The 22,301-nt window shown below is 71.6% G+C and carries 23 protein-coding genes; 14 read left to right on the top strand and 9 right to left on the bottom strand.

What is annotated here, in order from left to right; translation table 11 throughout:
• The first annotated feature begins 3 nt into the window (after window positions 1-3).
• Both H490_RS24400 and H490_RS24395 read left to right on the top strand, forming a co-directional pair.
• Window positions 4-1,014 (top strand): ParB/RepB/Spo0J family partition protein, encoded by a 1,011-nt coding sequence (locus H490_RS24400; RefSeq protein ID WP_017884094.1) that lies wholly within the window; start codon window positions 4-6, stop codon window positions 1,012-1,014.
• Between the two features lie 47 nt (window positions 1,015-1,061).
• A complete protein-coding gene (locus H490_RS24395; RefSeq protein WP_017884093.1) occupies window positions 1,062-1,505 on the top strand; it encodes an SRPBCC family protein in 444 nt (147 codons plus the stop codon).
• A gap of 154 nt (window positions 1,506-1,659) precedes the next feature.
• Here H490_RS24395 and trxA read toward each other — a convergent pair whose 3' ends face one another.
• The 3 genes from trxA to H490_RS24380 form a co-directional block, all read right to left on the bottom strand.
• A complete protein-coding gene (trxA, locus tag H490_RS24390) occupies window positions 1,660-1,983 on the bottom strand; it encodes a thioredoxin (protein WP_017884092.1) in 324 nt (107 codons plus the stop codon).
• Between the two features lie 29 nt (window positions 1,984-2,012).
• Window positions 2,013-2,939, bottom strand: coding sequence for a thioredoxin-disulfide reductase (gene trxB / locus H490_RS24385; RefSeq protein ID WP_017884091.1), 927 nt, complete (start codon window positions 2,937-2,939; stop codon window positions 2,013-2,015).
• Window positions 2,940-3,018: 79 nt separating this feature from the next.
• A complete protein-coding gene (locus H490_RS24380) occupies window positions 3,019-5,292 on the bottom strand; it encodes a DUF6049 family protein (RefSeq protein ID WP_152424245.1) in 2,274 nt (757 codons plus the stop codon).
• Window positions 5,293-5,345: 53 nt separating this feature from the next.
• Here H490_RS24380 and H490_RS24375 point away from each other — a divergent pair, with 53 nt between their 5' ends.
• The 9 genes from H490_RS24375 to H490_RS24335 all read left to right on the top strand — a co-directional run bounded on the left by H490_RS24375 (window position 5,346) and on the right by H490_RS24335 (window position 12,451).
• A complete protein-coding gene (locus tag H490_RS24375) occupies window positions 5,346-6,770 on the top strand; it encodes a CCA tRNA nucleotidyltransferase (RefSeq protein WP_031290035.1) in 1,425 nt (474 codons plus the stop codon).
• Between the two features lie 105 nt (window positions 6,771-6,875).
• A complete protein-coding gene (locus tag H490_RS24370) occupies window positions 6,876-7,724 on the top strand; it encodes a PIG-L family deacetylase (RefSeq protein ID WP_238560332.1) in 849 nt (282 codons plus the stop codon).
• Between the two features lie 175 nt (window positions 7,725-7,899).
• On the top strand, window positions 7,900-8,259 hold the full coding sequence (rpsF, locus tag H490_RS24365; RefSeq protein ID WP_017884087.1) for a 30S ribosomal protein S6: 360 nt from the start codon (window positions 7,900-7,902) through the stop codon (window positions 8,257-8,259).
• A gap of 3 nt (window positions 8,260-8,262) precedes the next feature.
• A complete protein-coding gene (gene ssb / locus H490_RS24360) occupies window positions 8,263-8,808 on the top strand; it encodes a single-stranded DNA-binding protein (protein ID WP_017884086.1) in 546 nt (181 codons plus the stop codon).
• Between the two features lie 54 nt (window positions 8,809-8,862).
• A complete protein-coding gene (rpsR, locus tag H490_RS24355) occupies window positions 8,863-9,123 on the top strand; it encodes a 30S ribosomal protein S18 (protein WP_017884085.1) in 261 nt (86 codons plus the stop codon).
• A gap of 19 nt (window positions 9,124-9,142) precedes the next feature.
• The gene (gene rplI, locus H490_RS24350; protein WP_017884084.1) at window positions 9,143-9,592 is read left to right on the top strand and encodes a 50S ribosomal protein L9; all 450 of its coding nucleotides are present in this window, start codon (window positions 9,143-9,145) and stop codon (window positions 9,590-9,592) included.
• Between the two features lie 465 nt (window positions 9,593-10,057).
• Window positions 10,058-11,434 (top strand): replicative DNA helicase, encoded by a 1,377-nt coding sequence (gene dnaB / locus H490_RS24345; protein ID WP_017884083.1) that lies wholly within the window; start codon window positions 10,058-10,060, stop codon window positions 11,432-11,434.
• Window positions 11,435-11,508: 74 nt separating this feature from the next.
• On the top strand, window positions 11,509-12,132 hold the full coding sequence (locus H490_RS24340; RefSeq protein ID WP_017884082.1) for a hypothetical protein: 624 nt from the start codon (window positions 11,509-11,511) through the stop codon (window positions 12,130-12,132).
• 31 nt (window positions 12,133-12,163) lie between these two features.
• The gene (locus H490_RS24335) at window positions 12,164-12,451 is read left to right on the top strand and encodes an ABC transporter ATP-binding protein (RefSeq protein ID WP_017884081.1); all 288 of its coding nucleotides are present in this window, start codon (window positions 12,164-12,166) and stop codon (window positions 12,449-12,451) included.
• Window positions 12,452-12,539: 88 nt separating this feature from the next.
• On the opposite strand, the gene H490_RS24330 is transcribed toward H490_RS24335, so the two are convergent.
• The 6 genes from H490_RS24330 to H490_RS24305 form a co-directional block, all read right to left on the bottom strand.
• Entirely contained in the window at window positions 12,540-13,034 is a 495-nt protein-coding gene (locus tag H490_RS24330; RefSeq protein WP_017884080.1) for a hypothetical protein, read from the bottom strand.
• Window positions 13,027-13,857: an LssY C-terminal domain-containing protein gene (locus H490_RS24325; protein ID WP_017884079.1), complete on the bottom strand. Its 831-nt coding sequence runs from the start codon at window positions 13,855-13,857 to the stop codon at window positions 13,027-13,029. Before H490_RS24325 ends, H490_RS24330 begins: the two co-directional genes overlap by 8 nt.
• A gap of 98 nt (window positions 13,858-13,955) precedes the next feature.
• Window positions 13,956-14,810 (bottom strand): siderophore-interacting protein, encoded by an 855-nt coding sequence (locus tag H490_RS24320; protein WP_017884078.1) that lies wholly within the window; start codon window positions 14,808-14,810, stop codon window positions 13,956-13,958.
• Window positions 14,811-15,031: 221 nt separating this feature from the next.
• On the bottom strand, window positions 15,032-16,417 hold the full coding sequence (gene purB, locus H490_RS24315) for an adenylosuccinate lyase (RefSeq protein ID WP_017884077.1): 1,386 nt from the start codon (window positions 16,415-16,417) through the stop codon (window positions 15,032-15,034).
• A 58-nt stretch (window positions 16,418-16,475) separates the two neighbouring features.
• The gene (locus tag H490_RS24310; protein WP_017884076.1) at window positions 16,476-16,973 is read right to left on the bottom strand and encodes a low molecular weight protein-tyrosine-phosphatase; all 498 of its coding nucleotides are present in this window, start codon (window positions 16,971-16,973) and stop codon (window positions 16,476-16,478) included.
• Window positions 16,974-17,063: 90 nt separating this feature from the next.
• On the bottom strand, window positions 17,064-17,471 hold the full coding sequence (locus tag H490_RS24305) for a phage holin family protein (RefSeq protein WP_017884075.1): 408 nt from the start codon (window positions 17,469-17,471) through the stop codon (window positions 17,064-17,066).
• A 106-nt stretch (window positions 17,472-17,577) separates the two neighbouring features.
• On the opposite strand from H490_RS24305, the gene H490_RS24300 reads away from it, so the two are divergent.
• Genes H490_RS24300 through H490_RS31110 form a run of 3 tightly spaced genes read left to right on the top strand, consistent with a single transcriptional unit; the run spans window position 17,578 to window position 22,297 of the window.
• Window positions 17,578-19,020, top strand: coding sequence for an AAA family ATPase (locus H490_RS24300; protein WP_017884074.1), 1,443 nt, complete (start codon window positions 17,578-17,580; stop codon window positions 19,018-19,020).
• On the top strand, window positions 19,020-20,759 hold the full coding sequence (locus tag H490_RS31115; RefSeq protein WP_031290031.1) for a tetratricopeptide repeat protein: 1,740 nt from the start codon (window positions 19,020-19,022) through the stop codon (window positions 20,757-20,759). The genes H490_RS24300 and H490_RS31115 overlap by 1 nt, the downstream gene beginning before the upstream one ends.
• Window positions 20,756-22,297 (top strand): tetratricopeptide repeat protein, encoded by a 1,542-nt coding sequence (locus H490_RS31110; protein ID WP_017884073.1) that lies wholly within the window; start codon window positions 20,756-20,758, stop codon window positions 22,295-22,297. The genes H490_RS31115 and H490_RS31110 overlap by 4 nt, the downstream gene beginning before the upstream one ends.
• Window positions 22,298-22,301 lie beyond the last annotated feature (4 nt).

Here is a 22,301-nt window from a genome sequence, read left to right as displayed (position 1 = left end):
CGCATGGCGACGAAGAAGCGAGGCGGGCTCGGCCGCGGGATCGGCGCGCTCATCCCCCAGGCTCCCGCGACCGGTGAGCGACCGGTCGATGTGTTCTTCCCCGCCAACAACGGCGCGGCCGCCGTTGCCGCCGCCGAGAGCGAGGGCGCGACGAGCGAGGCCCCGGAGGCCGCCGATGCACCCCGGCTGCAGGAGGTTCCGGGCGCGCAGCTGACGCGCCTGCCCGTCGCCGAGATCGTGCCCAACCGCTCGCAGCCGCGCACCGAGTTCGACGAGGAGGCGCTCGAGGAACTCACGCACAGCGTGCGCGAGTTCGGCGTGTTCCAGCCGATCGTGGTGCGCGCGATCGAGCCGACGCCCGCCGAGGGCGAGCCCCGGTACGAGCTGATCATGGGCGAGCGCCGCCTGCGCGCCTCGAAGCGCGCCGGGCTCGAGACGATCCCCGCGATCGTGCGCAGCACCGCCGACGAGCACATGCTGCGCGACGCGCTGCTCGAGAACCTGCACCGGGCGCAGCTCAACCCGCTCGAGGAGGCCTCGGCGTACCAGCAGCTGCTCGCCGACTTCGGCATCACTCAGGAGCAGCTGGCCGAGCGCATCGGCCGCTCCCGCCCGCAGATCTCGAACACGATCCGTCTGCTCCGCCTGCCCGAGCAGGTGCAGGCTCGCGTGGCCGCCGGTGTGCTGTCGGCGGGGCACGCCCGCGCGATCCTGTCGCTCGACGGCGACGGGGAGTCGATGCAGCGGCTCGCCGACAAGATCGTCAACGAGGGGCTGTCGGTGCGCGCCGCCGAAGCAGCGGCCTCCGAGGAGCCGAAGCGCAAGACGCCCAAGCCGCGCGCCGGCGGTGTGCAGGCGCAGCTCGGCGAGATCGCGGATCGCCTCGGCGACCGCTTCGACACCCGGGTCGCGGTGAAGCTCGGCGCGAAGAAGGGGCAGATCATCATCGACTTCGCGACGATCGCCGACCTCAAGCGCATTCTGTCGGAGCTGGGCGACCCGGGCTTCAGCTGACCGGGATCGGCAGTACGGCGACCGGCGCCCTGTGGTTGACTGGCGGCATGACTGAGCAGAGCCGCATCGTGACCGCCGAACGCCTGATCGTCGCCGACGCGGCCGACATCTTCGAGCTGATCGCCGATCCCGCACAGCAGCCCCGCTGGGACGGCAACGACAACCTCGTACAGGCCCCCGACGGCCAGCGGGTGCGCGCGGTCGGCGACGTCTTCGAGATGGTCATCCACAACGGCCAGGGACGCGAGAATCACGTGGTCGAGTTCGAGGAGGGGCGCCGGATCGCCTGGAAGCCCGCCCCGACCGGCGAGCAGCCGCGGGGGCACGTCTGGCGCTGGGAGCTGGAGGCCGCCGCGGGCGGCACGCTCGTGCGGCACACCTACGACTGGACCGCGCTCACCGACGAGTCGCGACTGGCGCGAGCCCGGGCGACGACGGCGGATTCGCTGCGGGCGTCGATCGATCGTCTCGCCGCGCTCGCCGAACGCTGACCACGGCGGCGCCAATCGCGCGGGGCGTGCGTCCGGCTCTGCGCGAGGAAGGCCCGCCGCGCACGACGAACCCCGCCCCGGCAAGAAGCCGGGGCGGGGTTCGGGCTTCCGGGCTCTGGGGCTCGGACGCGGCATGAGCCGCGGGGCGACGGGGTCAGATGATCCCGTTCAGGTGCTCCTCGATCATCGGCTTCGGCATCGCACCGATGATCTCGCGCACCTCCTCACCGTTCTTGAAGACCTTCATCGCGGGGATGGAGGTGATGCGGTACTGCGCCGCGAGATTCGGGTTCTCGTCGACGTTCAGCTTGACGATGCGCAGCTTGCCGTCCTGCTCGGCGGCGATCTGATCGAGCACCGGGGCGACGGCGCGGCACGGGCCGCACCAGGCCGCCCAGAAGTCGACCAGCACGGGGATGTCGCTCTGCAGCACGACCTTGTCGAAGGTCTGCTCGTCGACGTTGATGGGTTCTGACATTGTTCTTCTCCTTCGTACGCGGGTGAGGCTCAGCCGTCGAGGGCGGCCAGGTAGTGCTCGGCGTCGAGCGCGGCGACCGTGCCCGAGCCGGCGGCGGTGATGGCCTGGCGGTAGGTGGGGTCGACCACGTCGCCGGCCGCGAAGACGCCCGCGACCGAGGTGCGGGAGCTGCGGCCCTCGACGGCGATGGTGCCGTCGACGGTCAGGTCGAGCTTGCCGTGCACCAGGTGGGTGCGCGGATCGTTGCCGATCGCGATGAAGAGGCCCTGCAGCGGGAGCTCGCGCTCGCCGCCGTCGACGGTGCTGCGCAGCGTGACGCCGGTGACCTCGTCTGCGCCGTGGATCGCGGCCACCTCGGAGTTCCAGATGAACTCGATCTTCTCGTTGTCGAACGCCCGCTGCTGCATGATCTTCGAGGCCTTCAGCTCTTCGCGACGGTGGATCACATAGACCTTGTCGGCGAAGCGGGTGAGGAAGGTGGCCTCCTCCATCGCGGAGTCGCCGCCCCCGACCACGGCGATCGTCTTCTCGCGGAAGAAGAAGCCGTCGCAGGTGGCGCACCAGGAGACGCCGTGCCCCGAGAGGCGATCCTCGTCGGGCAGACCGAGCTTGCGATAGGCCGAGCCGGTCGCGTAGATGACGGTGCGCGCCTCGTGCACGCTGCCGTCGCCCGCCGTGACCCGCTTGACGGGGCTCGAGAAGTCGACCTCGACGATGTCGTCGTAGACGACCTCGGTGCCGAAGCGCTCGGCCTGCTCCTGCATGCGCTGCATGAGGTCGGGGCCCTGGATGCCCTCGGGGAAGCCGGGGAAGTTCTCGACATCGGTGGTGTTCATCAGCTCGCCGCCGATGCCGACGGAGCTCGCGAAGAGCACCGGCTTCAGGCCCGCTCGAGCGGCGTAGACGGCCGCGGTGAACCCGGCCGGGCCGGAACCGATGATGATGATCTGGTGCATGAAGCTCCTCGCGCACGATGCTGGTCAGAGGCGACGGCCATCGGCCGCCGCGGGGGGTACAACCAATCCTAGGCGCGGGCTATTCCGCGGGTGCCGTGACGCGCGCTCCGGCCCGCTGGCCGCTGTCGTCGGCCTCCCCTCCGGCAGTGCCCGATCGGGCGAGCGCCGACGCGCGGCGTCGTCGTCGAACGCTGCGCCAGATGCCGAAGCCGAGCAGCAGCGACGCGAGCGCGCCGAGCACCACGAGGGCGATGGTCTCGACGCCGCTGCGGATCGAGATCGGCAGGGTGCCGGTGAACACGGTGAGGTCGCCCGACGTCGCCGCCACGGTGACGACGAGCCCCGACTCGCCCGACGAGAGGCGGCTGTGCACCGGCACGAGCACGCGCTCATTGCCCTCGGCGGGCACCGCGACCGAGGCGAAGCGGGGCTCCTGAACGGCGAGCGCGGCCGACGCCGGCACGACCTGCACGTCGACGACGGCCTCGAACGGCAGCGAGTTGTGCAGCTGCACGGGCACCCGCGTGGTGGCGCCGACGAGCTGCATGCGCTCGGTGGTGATGGCGCGCACCCCCTCGAGCAGTTCGGCGTCCCGCTCGCGGTAGCGCGAGGCGACCTCGTCGAAGTCGACCCCGGGGGCCGCGTGGCGCGTGGCGAACAGTTCGAGCAGGCGGGCGCGCTGGTAGCCGCTCAGGTACTCGGGGTGCACGAGCACCGCGCCGAGCTCGCTCACCGACGACTCGCGGCCCACCGCGGCCCGCAGCAGCTCGCGGCGCTCCTCGAGGGTGTCGGAGCCGCGCAGCAGCGCCTCGCCCTCGTCAAGATCGGCGATGCCGGTCGGGGCGACCCAGTCGAGCGCGCGCAGCTGCTCCACGAGCAGGGCAGGATCCTCGGCGTCGCCCACCGCTCCGCGGTCGAGGCCGAGCACGAGATCCTCGGAGCCGTTCTGCGCGGCGAGCAGCAGGTGGGCGGACAGTCGGGAGACGCCGGCGGCGCGCTGCACCTCGTTCGGAGCGGAGAGCGCGGTGCGGGCCGCGTCGGCCAGGGCGGCGTCGGTGATGAGCGCGGATCCCTGTTCGAGGGAGACCCTCGGCCCGCCGCTCGCGCGGTCGATGTTGTCGGAATCGAGCACGAAGGCGTCGATGTTCGCGAGACGGAGCAGCTCGAGGGTGCCCTGATCGGCGGAGCCCTCGGCGGGCCACGCCACGGCCGCGGTCGCGTCCCAGCTCAGCAGCTGCTCGAGGGTCGGCTGGGTCGGAACCGGTTCGCCGTCGCTCTGATCCCCCTCCGTCGGACCCGCGTCGCCCCCCTGGGAAGCCGGCTCATCGCCCGGGCTCGTGCCGTCGCCGGTGTTCGTCGCGTCGTCGGACGCGGGTGGATCCGCGTCATCGCCGCCCTGCTCCCCCGCGGAGGATCCCGGAGTCTCCCCCGCGTCGGTGTCGTCGCCGGTGTCGTCGTCGGCGCTGAAGCTCCCGAACCGCGTCACGAAGTCGAGACTGGTCGGCTGCATCAGCGCGGTGAAGCCGAGGTCGGCCTGCGCCGACGGATCCGCGTCGGCGAACTGCAGCAGGAAGCTCGACAGCGTGCTCGCCTCGAGCCGTGCGAGGAACTGCCGCGCCGGCTCGGGCGCCTCGTCGCCGTAGGCGCGGATCCCGGCGATGACCCGCGGATCGATCGCGAGCGTGGCCTGCGCCGCCCGCGCCTCGTCGAGCAGATCGGACCAGCCGGGCGTCAGCTCCTCGAGCTGCGAGCGCGTGGGCAGCGTGAAGATGTCGCTCGGCAGCACGATGGGCACGATCGTGCCGAGCCGCACCGACGGCGCCTCAGCGCTCGCGCCCGCCCTGCCGGTCGAGGCCGCGCCCTGCCACACGAGCGGCACGGTGACGTCGGCTTCGGCCCCGAGCGCGACCCGCAGCAGGTAGACGCCCGACTCGGTGGCGGAGGTGAAGGGCAGCCGATCGCGCGGCACCGTGACGGTGACCCTCTGATCCGTCTCGGCCGCGGTGGCGCCGATCTGCGCGTCGGCGAGTTCGATCGGGTGCTCGGGGAAGACGCCGTCGAGGTCATCGATCGTCTCGAGCGGGCGGGGGTCGAGCGTGACCTCGACCGCGGTCTCGGGCAGCGGCTGCTCCCCCGGATTGCCCACCAGCACGTCGATCTGCAGCTCGGAGTCGTCGTCGTGCAGCACCGGTTCGCGCGGGGACGCGAAGAGGTCGACCGTCGCGGGGGTGAGCTCGACCGCGTCGTCGGCCGCTGCGGCGGCCGTTCCCCCGGCCGCCGGCGCGCCGAGAAGCCCCAGGGCGAACACTGCCGCGAGCAGCGGGCGCGCGCGAAACCGGGAAACCGAGGGCATGGCCACCAGTCTAGGGATCGGGTCGGGGGCCTGCGCCCAGGTACCCTTGAGGGATGCCCACCCTTGCCGAATCCATGGAGGCGCTGCGCACCATCGCGGCGTCCGCACCCGTCGCGACGCTCGCGCGGGCGTTCGCCGACCGGGGCCACGAATTCGCGCTCGTCGGCGGACCGGTGCGCGACGCGCTGCTCGGCAGATCCGTCACCGACCTCGACTTCACCACCTCCGCGCGCCCCGACGAGACGCGCGCGATCCTCGACTCCCTCACCCAGAACGTGTGGGACGTGGGCCGCGACTTCGGCACGATCGCCGCGCGGGTGCACGGCGAGATCGTCGAGATCACCACCTATCGCGCCGACACGTATCGTGACGACTCGCGCAAGCCCGAGGTGAGCTTCGGCGACAGCATCGAGGGAGACCTGGTGCGCCGCGACTTCACCATCAACGCACTCGCCCTCATGCTGCCCGACATGCGGCTCGTCGACGTCTCGGACGGCGTCGAGGACCTGCTGGCCGGGCGGATCCGCACCCCCGGCTCCCCCGAGGCGTCGTTCACCGACGACCCGCTGCGCATGCTGCGCGCGGCGCGCTTCGCCTCGCAGCTGGGCTTCGAGGTGGTGCCCGAAACGCAGGCGGCCATGTGGGAGTTCGCCGAGCGGCTCGACATCATCTCGGCCGAGCGGGTGCGCGACGAGTTCGTCAAGCTGCTGTCGACCGCTGATCCGATCCCCGGCATCCGCCTGCTCGTCGAGACGGGCCTCGTCGAGCGCTTCCTGCCCGAGCTCACGGCGCTGCTCGCCACGCAGGACGATCACGGCCGGCACAAGGACGTCTACGAGCACAGCCTCACGGTGCTGCGGCAGGCGATCGAGCTGGAGGCGGAGCGCGGGCACGAGCCCTCCCCCGACGTGGTGCTCAGGATCGCGGCGCTGCTGCACGACATCGGCAAGCCGGCCACCCGGCGCTTCGAGCGCGGCGGCGTGACGTTCCACCACCACGACGTCGTGGGCGCGAAGCTCGCGAAGAAGCGCCTGCGCGAGCTGCGCTTCGACAACGACACGATCAAACGGGTGGCGCGCCTCGTCGAGCTGCACCTGCGCTTCTTCGGCTACAGCGACCAGCAGTGGACCGACTCGGCGGTGCGCCGCTACGTGCGCGACGCCGGCGATGAGCTCGACCGTCTGCACATCCTCACCCGAGCCGACGTGACGACCCGCAATCGGCGCAAGGCCGAGCGCCTCGCGCACGCGTACGACGACATCGAGCGGCGCATCGGCGAGCTCGCCGAGGCCGAGGAGCTCGCCGCGGTGCGGCCTGAGCTCGACGGCGAGCGGATCATGGCGCTGCTCGGGATCCCGCCCGGGCCGCTCGTGGGCCGCGCCTACCGGTACCTGCTCGAGGTGCGCCTCGACGAGGGGCCGATCGGTGTGGCCGAGGCCGAGCAGCGCCTGCGCGAGTGGTACGAGCAGCAGGGCTGATCCCGCGCCGATGCTTCGGACGAGGGCGTTGTCTCGGATGGGTTCGACCGGGAAGATCCGAATGATTGGTGAGATCCGAACCGCGGATCGAAGCTGGAGGGCATGATGAGCGAGCAGACGGTCGATCCGACGACCTGGTTCGAGGGGCGGCCCCGCGTGATGTTCGTGCACGCGCACCCCGACGACGAGACCATCACCACCGGGGGCACGCTCGCCGCGCTCGCCGAGGCGGGACTCGAGCCCCTGCTCGTCACGCTCACCCGCGGAGAGCAGGGCGAGGTGACGCCCGGCCCGCTGCAGGCGCTCGCCGGCTCGCACGGGCTGGCCGTCGTGCGCCAGAACGAGCTGCGCACCGCGCTCGGCATGCTCGGCGTTGAGCGTCACGCCTTCCTGGGCGCCGAGCCCGCGCGCGCCGAGGGGCTTCCCCCCTACATCTACGAGGACTCGGGCATGGCCTGGGGATCCGACGGCCGGGCGACGGCCGCGCCCGAGGCGAGCCGCGACGCGCTCACCAGCGCCCCCGCGGTCGAGGTGCTGAACGACCTGCTCGCCGCCGCCTACCAGGCCGGCGCGCAGGCGATCGTGAGCTACGACGACGGGGGCGGCTACGGGCACCCCGACCACCGGCTCGCGCACCGTCTCTCCCGAGCCGTCGCGCACGCGCTCGAGCTGCCGTTCTGGGAGATCGTGCCGGATCCCGAGCCCCTCGCCGCCCCCGGAGCAGACGACGCCGGCTCCCCCGGCCCTCCGGCCGCCGGTGATGCCGGGCCCGCCGGCACCGGCACTGAGACCGACGCCACCGTCGAGCGGCACGACATCTCCCCCTGGCTCGAGCGCAAGGTCGCCGCGCTGCGCGCCCACGGCACCCAGCTGACGGTCGACGGCGGCGACATCGTGCACGTCGGCGGGCAGCGGGAACCGATCGGCGGCGTGGAGAGCTTCCGGCGCGTCTGAGCCGGCCCGCTCGCGCGCCCCCGGGAAACTGCCCGGGCGGCCCGGGCTCGAAGGTGCTAAACTGTTCTAGTTGTCTGCGTGCGAAGCGTTCCGCTCAGCGCGCGGGCACACCGCATAAACACCCTCCTGCCACAGAAATCCTGTGGCCGTGAAGTCCGAAGGAGGTGGGTCAGTAATGCATCCGTACGAACTCATGGTGATCCTCGATCCGGGTATCGACGAGCGCACCGTGGCCCCCAGCATGGACAAGTTCCTCGGCGTCATCCGCAACGCGGGCGGCGAGATCGAGAACGTCGACATCTGGGGCAAGCGCCGTCTCGCATACGAGATCAAGAAGCAGGCCGAAGGCATCTACGTCGTGGTGAACTTCTCCGCGACCCCCGAGGCGACTGCCGAGCTCGATCGTCAGCTGGGTCTCTCCGAGGCCGTGCTGCGCACCAAGGTGCTCCGCGCCGACGAGCTCATCGCTCAGCGCGCTGCTCAGGCCAAGCGCGAGCAGGCCAAGGCCGCTCGTGCCGCGAAGGTGGGCGCGTAGCTCATGGCCGGCGAGCCGCTGATCACTGTCGTCGGCAACCTCGTTGCCGATCCCGAGCCTCGGGTCAGCCAGGCGGGCAACTCGTGGGTGACCTTCCGGATCGCCTCGACCCCTCGCGTGCGCGACCGTCAGTCGGGCGATTGGTCTGACGGCGAACCGCTGTGGCTCGGTTGCCGCGCATACGGCGAATACGCCGACAACATCGCGGCATCGCTCACGAAGGGCATGCGCGTCATCGTGCAGGGCCGCCTCACGCAGCGCAGCTACACCGACAACCAGGGCCAGCAGCGCACGAGCCTCGATCTCGAGGTCGAAGAGGTCGGTCCGTCGCTGCGCTTCGCCACCGCTCAGGTGAGCCGCGGTCAGTCGCGCGGCCAGGTCGGCGGCTTCGGCGGCGGTGGCAACCAGCCGCAGGGTCAGAGCAGCTGGGGTCGTCCCGCTGCGCAGCAGCAGGAAGGCAACCCCTGGACCAACTCCGGTCAGGGCGGCGCTTCTTCCGGCGGCGGCAACGACTTCGGCGGCGGCTTCGACGACGAGCAGCCCTTCTAGGCAGACAACTTCTTGATCCGGCCAGCCGGATCGCATCACGAAAAGAGACCAAATATGGCAGGCAAGTCCAGCGGCGCAGGCCGCAAGCCGGGTCGGGGTAAGAACGCCAAGACCCTCGCACCCGCGAAGAAGCAGACCGTCGGCGTCATCGACTACAAGGATGTCGCGACGCTGCGCAAGTTCATCTCTGAGCGCGGCAAGATCCGCGCCCGCCGTATCACCGGCGTGTCCGTGCAGGAGCAGCGACTCATCGCGAAGGCCGTGAAGAACGCCCGCGAGATGGCACTCCTCCCCTACGCCGGCTCCGGCCGCTGAGCCGCGAAGGAAGAACATCATGGCGAAGGTAATTCTCACGAACGAGGTCCAGGGCCTCGGTTCCGCCGGTGACGTCGTCGACGTCAAGAACGGCTACGCACGCAACTACCTCGTGCCGCAGGGCTACGCGGTGCACTGGACCCGCGGCGGCGAGGCCCAGGTCGCGCAGCTGCGCGCCGCTCGCGAGGCGCGCGCGCTCGCTTCGGCCGAGGACGCCCAGGCGCTCAAGGCCAAGCTGCAGGAGGGCAAGATCCGCCTGTTCGCGAAGACGGGCGCCGAGGGCCGCCTGTTCGGCTCGGTGAAGCCGGCGGCCGTGGCCGCAGCGGTGTCCGAGGCCGGGCTCGGTGAGATCGACAAGCGCAAGATCACCGTGCCGACCATCAAGTCGACCGGTGAGTACGAGGCCGTCGTGCACCTGCACGAGGGCGTCGACGCCAAGGTGACCCTGCAGGTCATCGCGCAGCGCTGATCCCAGCGTTTCGAGCGGGGCGGCGATCCTTCGGGATCCCGCCCCGTTTGCGTGTGCGGGGCGCTCGGGCGGGGTTTGCCCGGCGATGAATGGCGCGTGAACGCCGCACCGCGCGCGGGCTGACGAAAAGCTTTGACAGGAGCGACTTTTCCCGCTAGTTGTCCACATGAGCCGCGACCGCTCAAGCCTCAAGCTTTACCTGAAACTTGAATAACTTTCTCCCTGTGGAAAGAATAAATACCCGATCAGAGCCCATAAACGAGAAGTCGTACACAAGCTCTCCACAGGTTTTCCCCAATGGTGTGGAAAACATGTGGCTCAAACGGGCAAGTTATGCACGTAGTTATCCACAGGCCCGATCTGCGTTCGTTTGAGTGCCTCGCGAGGTGCTCGTACCGTGAATGTCGGGGGTCTGGTGTCTAATCAGTCGGTAACAGGCCCGCACAACGAAAAAGGAGCCGTCGAGTGTCGATCGCACACCTGGGGATCTCGGATCCGTTCGTCGAAGACGACGCCCGCGGGCACGAGCGCACCCCGCCCTACGACCTGCTCGCCGAGCAGAGCGCGCTCGGCGGCATGCTGCTCTCGAAAGACGCCGTCGCAGACGTCACCGGCCTGCTGAAGGGCGGCGACTTCTACGTGCCCAAGCACGAGGTCATCTACGAGGCGGTGCTCTCGCTGTACTCCCGCGGCGAGCCCACCGACGTCATCACGGTGACCGACGAGCTCACCAAGGCGGGCGAGCTGCAGCGCGCGGGCGGCGCCGAGTATCTGCACACCCTCACCAGCATCGTGCCCACCGCCGCCAACGCCGGCTTCTACGCCGAGATCGTCGCCGAGAAGGCGCTGCTGCGCCGCCTCGTCGAGGCCGGAACGCGCATCGTGCAGATGGGCTACGCGGGCGAGGGCGAGGCGATCGACCTCGTCAACGTGGCGCAGTCCGAGATCTACGGCGTGACGGGCGAGAACCAGGGCGAAGACTACGTGCCGCTCTCGCTGGCCGTCGACGCGGCCCTCGAAGAGATCAACAAGGCCAACGGCGCCGCCGACGGCATGCTGGGCGTGCCCACCGGCTTCAGCGAACTCGACGCGATGACCAACGGCTTCGCCGGAGGCCAGATGATCATCATCGCGGCCCGCCCCGCCATGGGCAAGTCGACGCTCGCCATGGACGTGGCGCGCAACGCCTCGGTGCACGCGAACGCGCCCACCGTCTTCTTCTCGCTCGAGATGGGCCGCGCCGAGATCGCCATGCGTCTGCTCGCGGCCGAGGCCAGCATCCCCATGCAGACCCTCCGCAAGGGCGCGCTCGACAACCGCGACTTCCAGAAGCTCGCCGCCACCCAGGCGCGCGTCGCCGAGGCCCCGCTCTTCATCGACGACAGCCCCAACCTCACGCTCGTCGAGATCCGCGCCAAGTGCCGGCGGCTCAAGCAGCAGCACGGCCTGCGCATGGTGGTCATCGACTACCTGCAGCTGCTGTCGAGCGGCAAGAAGTCCGAGAGCCGTCAGCAAGAGGTCAGCGAGTTCTCGCGAGCGCTCAAGCTGCTCTCGAAAGAGCTCGACGTGCCCGTCATCGCGCTGTCGCAGCTCAACCGCGCGTCCGAGCAGCGCGCCGACAAGATGCCGGCGATCAGCGATCTGCGCGAGTCCGGGTCGCTCGAGCAGGATGCCGACATGGTCATCCTGCTGCACCGCGAGGCCGTGGGCGATCGCGACAGCCCCCGAGCGGGAGAGGCCGACTTCATCCTCGCCAAGCAGCGCAACGGCCCCACGGGCACCGTCACCGTGGCGTTCCAGGGCCACTACTCGCGCTTCCAGGACATGCCGCAGGGCGTATGAGCTCTCGTCCCCGACGGGCGGTCAGCGAGCTCGCGGCAGGACGCGATAGACTGCCGGAAGAAGAAAGGGGTGTCATGTCCGCTGCCGTATCGAGCGCTGCGGAGTCGACGACCCCGAACGCGGCCGTCTCCCGCTCCGTGCGCCTGGTCCGCGTGATCGTGCTGCTGTTCTCGGGCATGGCGATCGCCTTCAGCGCGACCATGCACGAGCAGCTCGGCTTCGACCTCGGCATCACCTCGGCGGCGCTCGGCGCCATCGCCGTCGCGCACCTGATTGAGTGGTTCGCGCGCCGGTCGACGAGCCGCAGCTCGCTGCCACTGCTGCTCGGCGTCGTCGCGGTGGCCGCGGCGGTCGCCATCCCGCTCAGCTCGTCCGCCATCGGCTTCGCCGTGCTCATCGCCGCCTGGTCGCTCGTGAGCGCGCTCCTCGAGTTCATCGGGGCGGCCGTGCAGCCCGGCAGCCGCCAGGATTCGACCCTGCTCGGCGGGGCCGGCGTGCTGCTCGCGCTGCTCGCGCTGCTCGTGCGCGAAGACCCGGTCGCCGTGCTCGGCTTCTTCGGCGCATACGCGGTGATCGCGGGCGTCTTCCTCGGCATCTCTGCGTTCGACACCCGTGCCCATGACGGCCGCTCCACGAGCGATTCCGCCGCGGTCGCCGGTGCGCCCGCCGCGGAGCAGTCCTCGGCCGACGCGCGCTGATCCCTCCTCCTCACCGAACCGAAAGCAGACGATGACTGAGCCCACCGAGCCCGCACCGCAGGATCCCGTGACGCCGTCGCGCCGTGACCGCCTGCGACCGCTGGAGCTCATCGGGTTCTCGGCCGTGCTGGGCATCTTCGCGGGTGCGGTCGTGCTGATGGCCACCCGCGACTGGGTGCTCGCGCTCGTCTTCCTCGGCGTCGCATTCATCGTCTCGGTGATGATGGTCGCGCTCGTGGGCCTCGGCGGCAAGCCGAGCCAGGAAGACCTTGAGGCGCGCAAAGACCTGCACCGCCCGGACGGCGACGACTGGCACTGAGCCCGGGATCACTCATCCGCGGATGAGGCCGTGAGATCAGGACGACTGATGCCTCGGGGCCCGACCGCCGCCGTTCATGGGCGGCGGCTCACGCCCTGCGGCGCCGCGTCCACGCCCGCGCATCCCGGCTCGACAGGGCGAGCAGGATGAGGATGTCGAGAGCCAGCGTGAGCAGCGTCGTGTGCACGGTGATCTCCTCTCCCGCCGCGAAGTAGGCGATCGCCGAGGCCGTGATGCTGGCAGTGGCGCCGATCATCACGAGGATGCGCGCGCCGTTGCCGCCGCGCCAGATGAGCCACGCGAGCGCGAGCAGCAGCAGCATCCAGAAACCCTGGAAGCCGAGCAGCACGCCGAGGGCCACTCCGGACTCGTCGGGTTCGAGGTCGAGGTCGGCGCGAATGGAGCCCCACTGCCGCAGCAGCCCGACGCTCCACAGCGCGGTGCCCAGCGCGCGGGCGACGACGAGGGCGGCGCCGCCCGAGACGGAGACGGGCCGCCGGTCCTGCGGCGCGGGCTCGGCCTCACGATCGAAGAGCGTGGCGGCGGGCTCGATGGCCGCGCGTTTGCGGGGTCGTTCACCCACGGGCGGCCTCCGTCCCGATGGGGCTCAGGTCGATGACCGGCAGATCGCCATCGGTGCGGATCGTGTCGCCGCCGCCGTTGCGCGAGTGGTAGCCGGTCGAGAAGTCGGAGAGCACCTCGAGCCGTGCGGCGGGGTTGGCCCGCTGTACCGTCGCGACGACGTGGTCGCGCTCGACGTCGATGTCGGCGTCGATCTTGTGGGTGATCTGCAACGTGAACAGCGAGAAGCCGACCGCGCGGTCGAAGGTCGCGGCGCCCAGCCAATCCACCCGGGCGCCGCCGGGCAGCAGCCAGCCCTCGGGCGTGCGCCAGAAGCGCACGTGGTGGCGTTTGGCGGGATTGCCGGCGACCTCCTGCTGGTAGGCGACGTCCTGCATGCGGCCGAAGAGGAACAGCGGACTGACGGGCGCGCGATCGTAGTTGCGCCTGGTGATCGTCGAGACCACGATGCCCCACGACGACCGCAGGGTGACCGGATCGGCGCGCACCCACCCGGCGCGCTCCATCGCGTCGTGCAGCTGCTGCTCCGTGCCTCGCAGCGACAGGTTGATGGGGTCGCCCAGCAGGCCGTCGCTCGTGCGGGTGCGGCCGATGAAGTAGTCGGGCACGTAGACGGTCGTCAGGATGCGGTGCACGCGGGGGAGCGCCAGGTAGGCGAGCAGCACCCAGAAGGCGATGAACGACAGGATGCCGAGCCAGCCGAAGCTGAAGCTCTCGGTGAGCACCAGCCAGGCCAGCCAGATCGCCGCGACCCCGCCGTAGATGAAGAAGAACTCGTCGAGCACGGCCGTGAGCGAGATGCGCGAACGCTGCACGGAGTCCATGGCTCCATGCTAGCCCCCGGCTGGAGCAGGCTCGGGGAAGCCGGCGTCGAGAGCCCGCTCGAGCGCGGTGGAGGGTCAGCGGCGAGAGCCCCGGCGGGTCACTCCTCGGGATCCTCGGGATCGATGGGGGCGTGGTGGTCGAAGTTCGCCATGCCGCGCTTCCAGTAGCCGCTGAGCGCGTACTGCTCGCGGGGCACGCCGTACTCGTACTTCACCAGACGGCGCAGGGGGATGAGGCGGGTGGCCTCGCCGGCCGCGAAGAGGAACGTGCCCTCGTCGATGCCGGCGTCGGCCGCGGCGTCGGCGAGGGTGCCGAACGCCTCGGTCACCGCGACCTCTCGGCCGCCCTGCTCGCGCAGGTACTGCTCGATCCAGTCGAGGTCGGCGGGTGAGGCGTCGGCGACGACCTCGATCTCGGTGCGCTCGGGCACCTCGGCGATCCAGCGAGCCGCGGCGGGCAGGGCCGAGGGGTCGACGATCAGCAGCAGCCGATCCGCTCCCTGCGGGGCGGTCGCCGAGCCGCGCGGACCGACCACCACGAGTCGATCGCCCGGCTTCGCGGCGGCGGCCCAGGCGGAGGCCGGGCCGGGATCGGGGTGCTGCAGGAAGTCGACGTCGAACGCCCGCAGACCGGTCTCGGGATCGGTGCGCAGGTTGAGCGGCGTGAAGTCGCGGGGGAACATGGGCGCCTCCGGGCGCACGATCCCGTCCTCGCCGGGACCGACCGGGGTCGGCGCCACGAGCTCGCCCGTGAGGGGGTGGGGGAAGAAGAGCCGAGCGTGATCCGCGGGCCCGTCCGACACGAAGTCGTGCAGGTCGGGGCCCGAGAGCGTGACGCGGATGAAGGGTTCGACGGGGGAGCTCACCGCCGTCACGGTCACCTCGCGGGCGGTGAAGCGGTGGCGCACGCGCTGGCGTGCGAAGCGGTCGACGGCCGGGGTGTTCTCGGGCACGGAGGTCCTTTCATCGGATGTTTCCACTCTGGCACATCTCCTCGAGAAGCGCCAAGGGGCCCGGGGCCTGCGGGAGCAGCTTCGCGGCATCGAGGCGCCGGCGGCTCACGGTGTCAGAGCGCTCGGCTCCATGCCCCGCAACACGAGCACCGCCCCCGCCGAGGTCGGCGAGGGCGGTGCGCATGCGAAGCGGGCTGAGCGCGCGGATCGGCCCGCGCGACTCAGCGCTGCAGGTAGTCGAGCAGGCGCGCGGCGTCGCCGACGTAGGTCGCGGGCGTCAGCGCGAGCAGCCGCTGCTTGGCCTCGTCACCGATCTCGAGGCCCTGCACGAACTCGACGAGCTCGGCCTGGCCGATGCGGCGGCCGCGGGTGAGCTCCTTGAGCGCGGCGTACGGATCCTTGATGGATGAGCGGCCGGCGGTCACCTCGGCGCGGATCACGGTCTGGATCGCCTCGCCGAGCACCTCCCAGTTGGCGTCGAGATCCGCCGCGAGCACGTCGGGGGCGGCGTCGATCTGCCCGAGCCCGCGCAAGATGTTGTCGAGCGCCAGCACGGAGTGACCGAGGCCGACGCCGATGTTGCGCTGCGCCGAGGAGTCGGTGAGGTCGCGCTGCCAGCGGCTGGTCACGAGCGTGGCGGCGAGGGAGTCGAGGATCGCGTTCGAGAGCTCGAGATTGGCCTCGGCGTTCTCGAAGCGGATCGGGTTGACCTTGTGGGGCATGGTCGACGACCCGGTGGCGCCGGCGACGGGGATCTGGCGGAAGTAGCCGATGGAGATGTAGCTCCAGATGTCGGTCGCGAGGTTGTGCAGGATGCGGTTGGCGTGCGCGATGCGCGTGTAGAGCTCGGCCTGCCAGTCGTGCGATTCGATCTGGGTGGTGAGGGGGTTCCAGTCGAGCCCGAGGCCCTCGACGAACTGCTGCGAGACCTGCGCCCAGTCGGTGCGGGGATCGGCGGCGAGGTGGGCGGCGAAGGTGCCCGTGGCGCCCGAGAACTTGCCGAGGTACTCGACGTCGTCGATCTGGTTGAGCTGGCGCTCGAGGCGGTGCACGAACACCCCGAGCTCCTTGCCGAGCGTGGTGGGGGTGGCGGGCTGACCGTGGGTGCGGCTCATCATGGGCAGCTCGCGGTACTGCTCGGCCTGGCGGGCGAGCTCGGCGATGACCTTCTCGAAGCGGGGGCGCCACACGTCGGCGATCGCCTGCTTCACGGTGAGGGCGTAGGAGAGGTTGTTGATGTCCTCGCTCGTGCAGCACACGTGGGTGAGCTCGGCGAGGCGGCCGAGGTCGAGCTCGTCGAGCTTGCCGCGGACGAGGTACTCGACAGCCTTCACGTCGTGCTGGGTGGTGCGCTCGGTCTCGGCGAGCTGATCGATCTCGGCCTGGCCGAAGTTCGCGGCCCAGTCGCGCAGCGCCTGCAGCTCGGCGGCGGGCAGCGGAGTCGCCCCGAGCAGCGAGTGCTCGGTGAGGTAGGCGAGCCACTCGACCTCGACGTGCACCCGAGCCTTGTTGAGCCCCGCCTCGGAGAGGGTGTCGCCGAGGTCGGCGACCGCGGCGCGGTAGCGGCCGTCGAGGGGGCTGATGGGCTGCGGGGGGAGCGGGGTCATGGGTGCCTCTCGGTGGTTCGGGATCGCGGGCCAGGGTTTGCCGGGCACGCCCTGGCCCCTATTCTTCCATGCGGGCGACGAGGCGATCGAGCAGCACCGCGCTGCTGCGCTCGACCTGCGCGAGCACCTCGTCGAACGAGTGCTGGTCGGAGTAGTAGGGGTCGAACACGTCGGGGTCGGCGGGGCGTTCGGGATCGAACGCCGTGAGCAGCGAGAGCCGCCGCGGATCGGCGCCGAGCGAGCGCAGCCTGCGCTCGTGGCCGCGGTCGAGGGCGATCAGCAGGTCGTGCTGCTCGATGTCGGCGGGGGAGACCTGGGCCGCGCGATGGGCGCTGCCGTCGTAGCCGCACTCGGCGAGCGCGACGAGGGTGCGCGGATCGGCGGGGTCGCCGACGTGGTAGCCGTGGGTGCCGCGCGAGGTGACGACGAAGCGCTCGCCGAGGCCGGCCTGTTCGGCCAGCGAGCGGAGCACCACCTCGCCCATGGGGGAGCGGCAGATGTTGCCGGAGCAGACGAAGCTGATGCGGAAGGGGCGGATCGGATCGACGGTGCTCATGCCCCCAGTCTGCCGAATGCGCGGCGAGAATTCAGGTCGCGTTCGCTCGGGGTGCCGACCGTGCCGGCCGCGCCGCATCGGGCTCGGCGATCAGCGATCCTTCTTCTTGCTGCTGCCGAGCAGCCCGTTCATGATCCCGGAGAGGATCGACAGGACGAGTGCCGCGAGCACGCCCCACCAGAACGTCTCGATGCGCAGGCCGAAACCGGCGATGTCGGAGAGCCAGGCCACCGCGGCGAACATCGCGCCGTTGACGATGAGGCCGAACAGCCCGAGCGTGAGGATGTAGAGCGGCGTCGAGAGGAATCGCAGCACGCGGCCGAGGGTGCCGTTGACGAGCCCGAAGACGAGCGCAACGAGCAGCACGGTGACGAGCGGCGAGTAGTCGTCGCCGCTGATCGGCTCGATCCACACCCCGTGGCGGCCGCTGCCGCCCACGATGAGCGTGGTGAGCCACAGCGCGAACGCGCTGACGAGCACTCGGATCACGGATCTCATGACTCCAGTGTGGCAGCCTCGGCTGCGCGCCGCCTCAGCGACGGCGACCGCATCCGAGCGGGGTCGCCGCCCCGTGCATGTGGGAGGCCGCGGGTAGCATCGAACCATGTCTGACGCACTGCTGAACAGTCTGGCCGCCGCGGTGGCAGCCTCCCCCGAAGACCCCGAGCTGCGCGCGCTCTACGCCGAGCGACTGGCCGAGGCGGGGCGGCGCGACGAGGGGCTGGGGCAGGCCATGGTGGTGCTCTCGAAGGCGCCCGGGCACGCGGGTGCGCGCGCCCTCGTCGATCGGTTGACCGGCGAGGCGCCGTCCGACACCGCCCCGGGCGAGGGAGCGGGCGGCGCCTCGTCGCCGCCCGAGCACGCCGCCTACACGACCGAGACGCCCCGGCCGCAGCCGTATCAGCCGCACGGACAGGGCGACTCGCCCCCCGACGCGCGGGCGGGCGCGGGCGATGCCGCGCCGGCGGCGCCCGACTCGGAGACGCGGGGGCGGCAGACGCCCGAGTCGGGCGCGCCCGGCGAGGCGACCGGGCCGGGGGTCGACTGGCGTCAGCTCGAGAACCAGTTCGAGAATCCGCTGCCGCCGCCGTTCATCGTCGAGCAGGCGAGCCAGAACCCCGACGGCACGATCGACGTGGGCGTCTCCGAGGCGCCCGACGGCTCGCTGCCCGTCGAGGTCAGCCGCGAGACGATGCGGCTCTCCGACGTCGGCGGCCTGGTGCAGGTGAAGCAGCGCATCCGCGAGACGTTCCTCGACCCGATCGCGCACCCCGAGATCGCCAAGGCGTTCAAGAAGAGCCTGGGCGGCGGCCTGCTGCTCTACGGCCCGCCCGGCTGCGGCAAGACCTACCTGGCGCGCGCGATCGCGGGCGAGCTCGGCGCGCACTTCATCTCGGTCACCCTCGCCGACGTGCTGAGCAAGTGGATGGGCGAGAGCGAGGGCAACATCCACAAGACCTTCACCGAGGCCCGCCAGAAGGCGCCCGCCGTGCTCTTCCTCGACGAGATCGACGCGGTGGGCGGCAAGCGCAGCTCGCAGGGCTCGCAGTGGCTGCGCAACCTCGTCAACCAGCTGCTCATGGAGATGGACGGCGTGGGCAGCGACAACGACGGCCTGTTCGTGCTCGCGGCCACCAACATGCCCTGGGACGTCGACGCGGCGCTGCTGCGCCCCGGGCGCTTCGACCGCATGGTGCTCGTCTCCCCGCCCGACGCGCCGGCGCGGGAGGCGATCCTGCGCAGCCACCTCGAGCAGCGGCCCATCCAGGGCATCGACCTCCCCGTGCTCGTGCGCAAGACCGAGGGCTTCTCGGGCGCCGATCTCAAGCACCTGTGCGACACGGCGGCCGAGAAGGCGCTCGCCGCATCCATCAAGTCGGGGGCGGTGCAGCCGGTCTCGATGGGCGACACGAACCGCGCCCTGAAAGAGGTGAAACCGTCGATCGGGCCCTGGCTCGACAGCGCGCGCAACGTCGCCAACTACGCGAACACCGATGGCCGCTACGACGACCTCGTGCAGCTGCTCAAGCAGTACAAGCGATTCTGATGGAGGCGCCCCCGGGAGGAGCGGCCGAGGCGCAGACGGCCGCCGGCTTCTTCGAGCGGGCCGAGGCGCTCGTGGGCTTCGGCCGCGTCGACGACGCCATCGCCGAGCTCAGGCGCGGCCTCGCCGAGTTCCCCGACGACTCCGAGCTGCTCGGGTATCTGGGCTGGCAGCTGTTCTTCGCCGGGCAGCCGCAGCAGGCCGAGCAGCTCGCGCACCGCACCCTGGCGGTGCGACCGGGCGACCCCCGAGCCCTGAACACGCTGTGCGAGGCGACCATCGCCGACGGCCGCGCCGACGAGGGCCTCGCCTACGCCCGCGAGCTGCAGCAGTCGTATCCCGACTGGCCGGTCTCGCACCTGAACGCGGCGCGGGCGCTGATCGCCGACCCGCGCGGGCCGCGCAAGGAGAAGCGGCAGCGGCGCGGCGAGGCCCGCTCCTGCCTCGACCGCGCCCTGCAGCTCGCGCCCGAAGACGTCGAGACGCTGCGCCGCACTACGGTCATGCTGCGCGAGCTCGGCGACTCTGCCGCCGCCTCCGAGACCCTCGACCGCGCGCTCGCGCTCGATCCCGACGCCGAGAGCCTGAGGCTGCTCGCCGCCGAGCGCGAGAGCGAGCGGGCGGGGCAGGCGAGTCCGCGCATCGGCGGCATGGGCGCCGCGCACGAGGCCGCCGCCCTGCGGCTGCTGGCGGGGGTGCTCGCCGACAACCCCGTGCAGCGCTCCGTCGCGCGGGAGATCAGCGACCGGGTCTGGGGCCGCACGCAGCTGCTCGCGGGCCTCGCGCTCTGGATGCTCGCGATGCTGTCGGTGTTCGCCTATCTCGTGTTCGGCGAGCCCTCGCCCGGCAGTCGACGCTCTCAGGTCAAGTTCGCCGAAGCGATGCTGGTGCTGCCGATGGCGTGGTTCGTGCTGCTCTTCACCATTCGCACGCGGGGGTTGCCCAAGCGCTTCATGCGCAGACTCTACGCGCCGGTGTGGTGGGTGTGGATCGGCTTCGCGCTCGCCGCCGTCGGCGGTCTCGGCACGCTGCTGTGGGCGCTGACGCTCGGCGTGCGGTCCGGCGAGCGCCACCTCGAGATGCAGGGCAGCTACATCGGCGGCGTCACGATGGGCATCGGCTTCACGGCGTGGCTGCTGATGATCGCGGAGGTGCTGTTCGTGTTCGCGCGGTTCCGCTCCGAGCAGCGCACGGGGCTGTTCCCCCGCGACGACGAGGGGCTGGCCGCGGCGCGGCAGGAGCTGCGCAACGGGTGGTGGGGCCTCGCCCGGGTCGGCGTCGCGGTGCTGCTCGCGCTCATGCCGGTGTACGCGAAGCCGATCGAGATGCGGCCCGAGGCCGCGGGCCTGCTCGCCGCGGTGGCCGCGGCGTTCGCCGTGCCGCCCCTCGTGACCCTGCTGCTGCGCGCGGGCCGGGTGCTCTCCCTCCGACGCGGATCGGCGCGCACCTCGCCGTGGCTCGTGCTCGCCGCGCTGGCCTGCGCGGCGGCGGGGATCGCCGGTGCGTGGCTGCTCGCCGACCGGCACGCCGCCGAGTTCGATCCGCCGCCGACCCCCATGGAGCTCGAGATGCGCGAGCGCACTCAGAAGCTGCAGCAGGAGATGGAGGAGCGGCGCAGCTCGCTGCCCGACGACGACGCGATCGAGCGGATGAGCCGCTCGCTCGAGGAGATCCGCCAGCGCAACCAGCAGCCGCAGGGCCAGGGCGGCGCGGCCCCGATCGACGGCGCGGAGGTTCCGTGAGCCGGGAGCCTTCGGGTGCGTCCGCCGATGAGGATCCGAACGGGTATCTGCGGCGCGCCGCGGCGCTCTGGGATTTCGGGCGGGCCGAGGAGGCGGCCGCCGAGCTGCGGCGCGGCGTCGCCGCGTTCCCGGACAGCGCAGCGCTCTGGTCCGAACTCGGGTGGACCGAGTACCGGTGCTCGCACCCCGAGGAGGGGCGCAGCGCCGCGGAGCGCGCGCTCGCCCTGCACCCCGACGGCGTGAGAGCGCACCTCACTCTCGCGGCGCTCGAGCTCAGGGATGAGCAGCCGCGGCTCGCGCGCCCCCACATCGACCGGGCGCTCGCGCTCGCCCCCGAGATGCCCGCCGCGCACCTCTTCTCGGCGTGGGCGCTGCGCGCCGAGCCGCGCGGCGACGTGTCCCACCGCGAACCCGTCCGAGCGCACGTGCATCGGGCCGTCGCGCTCGCCCCGCACGACGCCGGCGTCTACGCGGCGGCGGCCCAGATGCTCGGCGGGATCGCGGACAAGGGCGAGCTCTCGCACCTCGTCGCGCAGGGGCTCGCGATCGACCCCGAGCATGAAGACCTGCTGCTGCTCGCCTCCGACGTGCACACCCGCACCGACGCCCAGGCGATGCGGGTGCTGAGCGGGGTGCTCGCCCAGAACCCGCAGCAGCGGGAGGCCGCGTTCGCGATGACCTCGGCCGTGTGGGAGCGCACCCGGCTCGTGGCGGCCCTCGCCGCGTGGCTGCTCGTCGCCATCGCGGTGCCCCCGGCGGTGTTCGCGCTGCTCGGCGCGATCTGCGTGAACCTGTTCCAGCTGCTCGTGGGCACCACCCGCTCGGCGCCGCGCGGCTTCCTGCGCCAGACGTGGTCGAGGCCCCCGTGGGCCCGGGCGGGGGTGGTACTCGTGTTCGTCGGGGCCGCCTGGCCGGTGCTGATGGGCGCCCTGCTCGCCTCGGGGGCGCTCGGCCTGCTGCCGGTGCCGCTGCTCGCGCTGCTGGCCGGCGAGCTCATCGTCGTGGCCGCCGCCGAGACCGATGCGGCGCGCACCCTCGATGGCGCGGGCGATGCGGCACGGCAGTTCGCCGAGCACCGCCTGCGCGCCGCCCGGCGGGGCTGGTGGCGCATCGGCCTCGGGGCGGGCTGCGCGCTGCTCGCGGCCGTCTTCGCGGCGCTGCTCGGCGCGGGCGACGCGACGGGCCGGTTCTGGCCGCTGCTCGGCGTGATCGCGCTCGTACTGGCCGCGCCCCCCGCGTTCGCCCTGCTGCTGCGACGGCGGCAGCTCGGCGCGGCCGTCTCCGGGGAGGCGACCGGGGCCCGCGCGCCGATGCGCTTCGCGATCGCTTCAGCGGCCGTCTCGGTCGCCCTCGCGGTCGTGATGGCGTGCGTGCCGCCCGCTCCCTCCGAGCGCTCCGGGATCCCCGATCCCGACCCGTCGCCCACGCGGCCCGAGCAGCCGATCATCCCGACGGCGCCCGCGCCGACGCCCACTCCCATCGAGTTGCCCGACCTGCAGTGGGACCCGCCCGAGATCCCCGACCTCGACGGGCAGTGACGGC

This window comes from Leucobacter sp. UCD-THU, from assembly GCF_000349545.1.
In the GTDB taxonomy this organism is placed as follows: domain Bacteria; phylum Actinomycetota; class Actinomycetes; order Actinomycetales; family Microbacteriaceae; genus Leucobacter; species Leucobacter muris.
The sequence above is the reverse complement of the archived record's forward strand: the minus strand, read 5'-3'. Positions and strand labels throughout refer to the sequence as shown.

Excerpts from the sequence above, each read along its gene's own strand:
- H490_RS24400 (WP_017884094.1), top strand. The coding sequence starts at position 4 with ATGGCGACGAAGAAGCGAGGCGGGCTCGGCCGCGGGATCGGCGCGCTC.
- H490_RS24395 (WP_017884093.1), top strand. The coding sequence starts at position 1,062 with ATGACTGAGCAGAGCCGCATCGTGACCGCCGAACGCCTGATCGTCGCC.
- trxA (WP_017884092.1), bottom strand. The coding sequence starts at position 1,983 with ATGTCAGAACCCATCAACGTCGACGAGCAGACCTTCGACAAGGTCGTG.
- trxB (WP_017884091.1), bottom strand. The coding sequence starts at position 2,939 with ATGCACCAGATCATCATCATCGGTTCCGGCCCGGCCGGGTTCACCGCG.
- H490_RS24380 (WP_152424245.1), bottom strand. The coding sequence starts at position 5,292 with ATGCCCTCGGTTTCCCGGTTTCGCGCGCGCCCGCTGCTCGCGGCAGTG.
- H490_RS24375 (WP_031290035.1), top strand. The coding sequence starts at position 5,346 with ATGCCCACCCTTGCCGAATCCATGGAGGCGCTGCGCACCATCGCGGCG.
- H490_RS24370 (WP_238560332.1), top strand. The coding sequence starts at position 6,876 with ATGAGCGAGCAGACGGTCGATCCGACGACCTGGTTCGAGGGGCGGCCC.
- rpsF (WP_017884087.1), top strand. The coding sequence starts at position 7,900 with ATGCATCCGTACGAACTCATGGTGATCCTCGATCCGGGTATCGACGAG.
- ssb (WP_017884086.1), top strand. The coding sequence starts at position 8,263 with ATGGCCGGCGAGCCGCTGATCACTGTCGTCGGCAACCTCGTTGCCGAT.
- rpsR (WP_017884085.1), top strand. The coding sequence starts at position 8,863 with ATGGCAGGCAAGTCCAGCGGCGCAGGCCGCAAGCCGGGTCGGGGTAAG.
- rplI (WP_017884084.1), top strand. The coding sequence starts at position 9,143 with ATGGCGAAGGTAATTCTCACGAACGAGGTCCAGGGCCTCGGTTCCGCC.
- H490_RS24340 (WP_017884082.1), top strand. The coding sequence starts at position 11,509 with ATGTCCGCTGCCGTATCGAGCGCTGCGGAGTCGACGACCCCGAACGCG.
- H490_RS24335 (WP_017884081.1), top strand. The coding sequence starts at position 12,164 with ATGACTGAGCCCACCGAGCCCGCACCGCAGGATCCCGTGACGCCGTCG.
- H490_RS24325 (WP_017884079.1), bottom strand. The coding sequence starts at position 13,857 with ATGGACTCCGTGCAGCGTTCGCGCATCTCGCTCACGGCCGTGCTCGAC.
- purB (WP_017884077.1), bottom strand. The coding sequence starts at position 16,417 with ATGACCCCGCTCCCCCCGCAGCCCATCAGCCCCCTCGACGGCCGCTAC.
- H490_RS24310 (WP_017884076.1), bottom strand. The coding sequence starts at position 16,973 with ATGAGCACCGTCGATCCGATCCGCCCCTTCCGCATCAGCTTCGTCTGC.
- H490_RS24305 (WP_017884075.1), bottom strand. The coding sequence starts at position 17,471 with ATGAGATCCGTGATCCGAGTGCTCGTCAGCGCGTTCGCGCTGTGGCTC.
- H490_RS24300 (WP_017884074.1), top strand. The coding sequence starts at position 17,578 with ATGTCTGACGCACTGCTGAACAGTCTGGCCGCCGCGGTGGCAGCCTCC.
- H490_RS31115 (WP_031290031.1), top strand. The coding sequence starts at position 19,020 with ATGGAGGCGCCCCCGGGAGGAGCGGCCGAGGCGCAGACGGCCGCCGGC.